This window comes from Streptomyces sp. YS-3, from assembly GCF_045257485.1.
GTDB lineage: Bacteria > Actinomycetota > Actinomycetes > Streptomycetales > Streptomycetaceae > Streptomyces.
Map to the genome: position 1 here is coordinate 1 of NZ_JBJHPC010000414.1, position 6,551 is coordinate 6,551.

Sequence of the window (6,551 nt, forward strand, 5' to 3'; positions counted from 1 at the left end):
CGGTATGCCCCGTCCGCAGGGCGGCGCCCCGCGTCCGGGCGGTGCCCCGGGCGGTAACCGTCCGAACCCCGGCATGATGCCGCAGCGTCCCGCCGCGGGCCCGCGTCCCGGTGGTGGCCCCGGCGGCGGCCGTGGTCCCGGTGGCCCCGGTGGCCGTCCGGGCGGCGCCGGCCGGTGCCCCCGGTGGCGCCCCGCGTCCGCAGGGTGGTCCCGGTGGCGCTCCGCGTCCGCAGGGCCAGGGTGCTCCCTCCGGGCGTCCCACCCCGGGCGGTATGCCCCGTCCGCAGGGCGGCGCCCCGCGTCCGGGCGGTGCCCCGGGCGGTAACCGTCCGAACCCCGGCATGATGCCGCAGCGTCCCGCCGCGGGCCCGCGTCCCGGTGGTGGCCCCGGCGGCGGCCGTGGTCCCGGTGGCCCCGGTGGCCGTCCGGGCGGCGCCGGCCGTCCCGCGGGCGGCGGCTTCGCCGGCCGTCCGGCAGGTCCCGGCGGCGGCGGTCGTCCCGGTGGCGGCGGTGGCTTCGGCGGCCGTCCCGGCGGTGGCGGTGGCGCTCCCGGTGGTGGCGGCGGCTTCGGCGGCGGTCGTCCCGGCTTCGCCGGTCGTCCCGGCGGCCCCGGTGGCCGTGGCGGCACGCAGGGTGCCTTCGGCCGTCCCGGCGGGCCCGCCCGTCGCGGTCGCAAGTCGAAGCGTCAGAGGCGCCAGGAGTACGAGGCCATGCAGGCCCCGTCCGTGGGCGGCGTGATGCTGCCTCGCGGCAACGGCGAGACCGTTCGCCTGTCGCGCGGTGCGTCCCTCACCGACTTCGCGGAGAAGATCAACGCCAACCCGGCGTCGCTGGTCGCGGTCATGATGAACCTCGGCGAGATGGTCACTGCCACGCAGTCCGTCTCCGACGAGACCCTCCAGCTCCTCGCGGGCGAGATGAACTACCAGGTTCAGATCGTCAGCCCGGAGGAGGAGGACCGCGAGCTGCTCGAGTCCTTCGACATCGAGTTCGGTGAGGACGAGGGCGGCGAGGAGTACCTCGTGGCGCGTCCGCCGGTCGTCACCGTCATGGGTCACGTCGACCACGGAAAGACCCGACTGCTCGACGCGATCCGCAAGACGAACGTCGTCGCGGGCGAGGCCGGCGGCATCACCCAGCACATCGGTGCCTACCAGGTCGGTACCGAGGTCAACGGTGAAGAGCGCAAGATCACCTTCATCGACACCCCCGGTCACGAGGCGTTCACCGCCATGCGTGCCCGTGGTGCCAAGTCGACCGACATCGCGATCCTCGTGGTCGCGGCCAACGACGGCGTCATGCCGCAGACGATCGAGGCGCTCAACCACGCCAAGGCCGCCGGCGTCCCGATCGTCGTCGCGGTCAACAAGATCGACGTCGAGGGTGCGGACCCGGTCAAGGTCCGCGGTCAGCTGACCGAGTTCGGTCTGGTGGCCGAGGAGTACGGCGGCGACACCATGTTCGTCGACATCTCCGCCAAGCAGGGTCTGCACATCGACTCCCTGCTGGAGGCCGTCGTCCTCACCGCCGACGCCTCGCTCGACCTGCGGGCCAACCCGGAGCAGGACGCGCAGGGCATCGCGATCGAGGCCCACCTCGACCGCGGTCGCGGCGCCGTCGCCACCGTCCTCGTCCAGCGCGGTACCCTCCGCGTCGGCGACACGATGGTCGCCGGTGACGCCTACGGCCGAGTCCGCGCCATGCTCGACGACAAGGGCGAGAACGTGGAAGAGGCGGGTCCCTCGACTCCGGTCCTCGTCCTCGGTCTCACCAACGTCCCGGGCGCCGGCGACAACTTCCTGGTGGTCGACGAGGACCGTACGGCCCGTCAGATCGCCGAGAAGCGTGCCGCCCGCGAGCGGAACGCGGCCTTCGCCAAGCGCACCCGCCGGGTGTCCCTGGAGGACCTCGACAAGGTGCTCAAGGCCGGTCTGGTCCAGGACCTCAACATCATCATCAAGGGCGACGCGTCCGGTGCGGTCGAGGCTCTCGAGTCCTCGCTGCTCCAGCTCGACGTCGGTGAAGAGGTCGACATCCGCGTCCTGCACCGCGGTGTGGGTGCGGTCACCGAGTCCGACATCGACCTGGCGATGGGCTCCGACGCCATCGTCATCGGCTACAACGTCCGTGCGGCCGGCCGTGCCGCGCAGATGGCGGAGCGCGAGGGCGTCGACGTCCGGTACTACTCGGTGATCTACCAGGCCATCGAGGAGATCGAGGCGGCCCTGAAGGGTCTGCTGAAGCCGGAGTACGAGGAGGTCGAGCTCGGCACCGCGGAGATCCGCGAGGTCTTCCGCTCGTCCAAGCTCGGCAACATCGCGGGTGTGCTCATCCGCTCCGGCGAGGTCAAGCGGAACACGAAGGCCCGCCTCCTCCGGGACGGCAAGGTCATCGCGGAGAACCTCAACATCGAGGGTCTGCGCCGCTTCAAGGACGACGTCACCGAGATCCGCGAAGGCTTCGAGGGCGGTATCAACCTCGGAAACTTCAACGACATCAAGATCGACGACGTCATCGCGACGTACGAGATGCGCGAGAAGCCGCGCGGCTGATCGTCGCAGCTGGCTCGGGGCCGGTCGGCGGATATTTCCGTCGATCGGCCCCGGCCGTTGCGTGTACGGTTCTGATGTCCCCGCCAAGTGGTCGGCGGGGCCGTCTACCCCGGACCGGCGGGACATCCGGACACCTATGTATGTGGGGACGCTCTCCTTCGACCTGCTTCTCGGCGACGTACGGTCGTTGAAGGAGAAACGCTCCGTCGTCCGGCCCATCGTGGCCGAGCTCCAGCGCAAGTACGCGGTGAGCGCGGCGGAGACGGGTGCCCAGGACCTCCATCGCAGGGCCGAGATCGGTCTGGCGGTGGTCTCCGGCGAGACCGGGCACCTCACGGACGTACTGGACCGGTGCGAGCGGCTGGTCGCCGCCCGGCCGGAGGTGGAGCTGCTGTCGGTGCGACGCAGGCTCCACAGTGACGAAGACTGAACACTGAGCTCGAGCAAGGCAAAGAAGGAGAAGGACCAGTGGCCGACAACGCGCGGGCGAAGAAGCTGGCGGACCTCATCCGGGAGGTGGTCGCCCAGAAGCTGCAGCGCGGCATCAAGGACCCGCGCCTCGGTACGCACGTGACCATCACGGACACCAGGGTCACCGGCGACCTGCGGGAGGCCACGGTCTTCTACACGGTCTACGGCGACGACGAGGACCGGGCCAGCGCCGCCGCCGGACTGGAGAGCGCCAAGGGCATCCTGCGCTCCGCGGTCGGCGCCGCCGCCGGCACCAAGTTCACGCCGACCCTGACGTTCGTGGCGGACGCCCTCCCGGAGAACGCCAAGACGATCGAGGACCTCCTCGACAAGGCGCGGGCCTCGGACGCCGCGGTGCGCGAGGTCTCCTCGGGCGCCAAGTACGCCGGCGACGCCGACCCGTACAAGAAGCCCGGTGAGGACGACGAGGACGACGAGGGTACCGCCGCCGAATGAGCCAGAACCCGACGCCGGACGGGCTTGTCATCGTCGACAAGCCGTCCGGCTTCACCTCGCACGACGTCGTGGCCAAGATGCGCGGGATCGCCAGGACCCGCCGCGTCGGCCACGCGGGCACGCTTGACCCGATGGCCACGGGCGTGCTCGTCCTGGGCGTCGAGCGGGCCACCAAGCTGCTCGGTCACCTCGCCCTGACCGAGAAGGAGTACCTCGGTACGGTCCGCCTCGGCCAGGACACGGTCACCGACGACGCCGAGGGCGAGATCATCTCGTCCACCGACGCCTCGAAGGTGACCCGCGAGGGCATCGACGCCGGGGTCGCGGCGCTGACCGGCGCCATCATGCAGGTTCCGTCGAAGGTCTCGGCCATCAAGATCGACGGCAAGCGCTCCTACGCGCGCGTGCGCGGCGGCGAGGAGTTCGAGATCCCGGCCCGTCCGGTGACCGTCTCCTCCTTCACCGTGTACGACGTGCGCGAGGCGGTCGCCGAGGACGGCACCCCCGTCGTCGACCTGGTCGTCTCGGTGGTCTGCTCCTCCGGTACCTACATCCGCGCCCTCGCCCGTGACCTGGGCGCCGGGCTCGGCGTCGGCGGGCATCTGACGGCGCTGCGCCGCACCCGGGTGGGCCCCTACGGGCTGGACGCGGCCCGCACCCTCGACCAGCTCCAGGAGGAGCTGACCGTGATGCCGGTCGCCGAGGCGGCGGCTGCCGCGTTCGCCCGCTGGGACGTGGACGAGCGGCGCGCCGGGCTGGTTCTGAACGGGGTGCGTCTGGACATGCCCGAGACGTACGGGAACGGGAAGCCGGTCGCCGTCTACGGGCCGGGCGAGCGGCTCCTCGCGCTGGTGGAGAGCCAGCGCGGCAAGGCCAAGAGCCTGGCGGTGTTCGGCTAGACGCGCTTCGGCGGACGCGGCCGGGACCCGTCCCGCGTTCCCAAACCTGTGGCGGGCTCCTTGCGAGCCCGCCACCGGTGTTTTCACCCTTCGGGGCAGGCGCTCGTAGTGAAAGAGGGGTGCACTGGGGGGCGCTTTCGCCGCGCGTTCTTCTCGGGCGGATCATCCCAGAACTACCGTTTCGGACATGGGACGCGGGGACGGTGGCGGGGGCCGGGAGACACTGGTACGGATCTGCGATCTGGCGGGACGCACCCGGGGCACCGGCTTCGTCGCCGACGACCGCGGCACCGTCGTCACCAGCCATGAAGCGGTGGACGGACTCAGCCGGGTGGTGCTGCACGCCCCCGGGGAACACACCTGTCTCGCCGAGGCCGACGCCGTCACCCCGCTGCCGGAGGCGGGCCTCGCGCTGGTGCGTACCGAGGGGCTGGAGGTATGCCCGCTGCCCGTCGCCGCCCGGGAGGCCGTCGCGGCGGGCACGTATGTGCGGATCGCCGCGCACGGCTGGCGCGAGGCGCGGGTGCTCGGCGGGTCGCCCGTCACCTACACCGCCACCGACCGCTTCCATCTCCTCGGCTCCGCCCTGGAGCTGGCGATCGGCACCGAGGGCGCCGACGCGCTGCGGCTCGGCGGGGAGGCCGCGGGCGGGCCGGTGCTGGACGCGGCGACCGGCGCGGTGCTCGGGGTGCTCGGCACCGCCCTGCACGCGGAGCACCGGGCGGCCGGGTTCGCGGTGCCGCTGCGGCCCGACGCCGGCCCGCTGGAGGAGCTGCTGCGGCGCAACGCGGCGACCGTCCCGGCGTACGGCGAGGACCTGAACCTGGCGGGCGCGCTCCAGCTCACCGCGACCTCCGTGGGCTCGGCCGGCGGCCCCGGCGAGCGGGGCGAACCGGTCGAACGGCGGCTCACCGTACGGCACTTCGCCGACTTCGCGGCCGGCCCCGCCCGCGTCCTCGGCCTGGTCGGCGACCCCGGCACCGGCCGCACCACCGAACTCGCCGCCCTGGCGGCCCGCCGCGCCCGGGGCGCCGAGCCCGCCCCCACGGTGTGGCTGCGCGGCGCGGACCTGCGCGCGGGCGACGGGTCGGTGGCCGACGCGGTGGCGCGGGCGCTGCGGCAGGCGGGCCGGATCGTGGCGGCCTCGGGGGCGCCCGGCGACATGGACCGCGCCACCCCGGAGCGGGTGGCGCGCCTCGCCTTCGACGCCGGGCGCCCCCTGCTCGTCCTGCTGGACGGGCCCGAGGAGATGCCGCCGCTCCTCGCGCACCGGCTGCCCGAGTGGACGGCCGGGACGGCGGCCTGGCTGCGCGAGGCCGGGGCGCGCCTGGTGGTGGCCTGCCGCCCCGAGCACTGGGAGCAGGCCGGGGCGCTCTACCCGCCGGAGGCGCTGTACCCCGCCGAGGCGCCCCGGCTGCCGCACGCCGTGCGGCTCGGCGATCTCTCCCGCAAGGAGGCGGCCCGGGCCCGTGAGCGGTACGGCATCCCGGACGGCGCCCTGGCCGAGGGGGCCGGACGCCATCCGCTGACCCTGCGGCTGCTCGCCGAGGTGCGCGAGGCGCTGCCGGGCGAGGTGGCGGGCCGTCCCGGCCGCGAGGACGTCTTCGCCGCCCATCTGGACCTGATGTGCCTGCGGATCGCGGTACGGCTGGCGGCGGCGCGGCGTCCCGCCCCGCACGGCTCGGCCGTGCGGCGGCTGGCCGCCCGGGTCTCGGGCCGGGTCCACGAGGCGGCCCGGCGCTGTCTGGGCCCCGGCCAGGGCGAACTGGACCGGGAGAACTTCGAGGAGATCTTCCCCTGGCGCACCGGCTGGGCCTCGGCGGTCCTCACCGAGGGCCTGCTGGTCCCGGCGGGCTCGGGCTACCGCTTCGCCCACGAGGAGCTGGCCGACTGGCTCCAGGCCGCCCATCTCGACCTGGACGCGGCGCTGCACGCCCTGGTCCACCGCTGGTGCGAGGACGCGTCCGGCGCCGAGGACCACACCCCGGCCCGGCTGCCGTCCCGCCCCGGCACGAGCGGCCCGGGCGACGACGCGACGGAGTACGTGCCGCCCCCGCCCGGATCGCGCGCCGCCCGGGCCGCTCGTGCCGGGGCGGGACGGCAGCCGGGCCGGGGTGTGGTCCTCGGCGCCGGACGCGTCCTCGCACCAGCGGTGGACCAGGGCGTGCAGCGC

General features: G+C 73.9%; 4 protein-coding genes and 1 pseudogene. All 5 read left to right on the forward strand.

The features are described from left to right. Nucleotides 1–2,552: pseudogene (gene infB / locus ACJA3G_RS26800) on the forward strand (translation initiation factor IF-2); the annotation flags it as partial. 136 nt (nucleotides 2,553–2,688) lie between these two features. Further along, nucleotides 2,689–2,982: a DUF503 domain-containing protein gene (locus ACJA3G_RS26805; protein WP_406555615.1), complete on the forward strand. Its 294-nt coding sequence runs from the start codon at nucleotides 2,689–2,691 to the stop codon at nucleotides 2,980–2,982. A 38-nt stretch (nucleotides 2,983–3,020) separates the two neighbouring features. Continuing rightward, nucleotides 3,021–3,479, forward strand: a complete 459-nt coding sequence (gene rbfA / locus ACJA3G_RS26810) for a 30S ribosome-binding factor RbfA (RefSeq protein ID WP_358837275.1) — start codon at nucleotides 3,021–3,023, stop codon at nucleotides 3,477–3,479. Continuing rightward, nucleotides 3,476–4,378, forward strand: coding sequence for a tRNA pseudouridine(55) synthase TruB (gene truB, locus ACJA3G_RS26815; RefSeq protein WP_406555616.1), 903 nt, complete (start codon nucleotides 3,476–3,478; stop codon nucleotides 4,376–4,378). Before rbfA ends, truB begins: the two co-directional genes overlap by 4 nt. A 187-nt stretch (nucleotides 4,379–4,565) precedes the next feature. Next, on the forward strand, nucleotides 4,566–6,551 hold a 1,986-nt coding region (locus ACJA3G_RS26820; protein WP_406555617.1), incomplete at its 3' end, for a trypsin-like peptidase domain-containing protein.

What these genes read in the sequence shown, in the direction of transcription:
- ACJA3G_RS26805 (WP_406555615.1), top strand. Translation starts at nt 2,689, where the DNA reads ATGTATGTGGGGACGCTCTCCTTCGACCTGCTTCTCGGCGACGTACGG.
- truB (WP_406555616.1), top strand. Translation starts at nt 3,476, where the DNA reads ATGAGCCAGAACCCGACGCCGGACGGGCTTGTCATCGTCGACAAGCCG.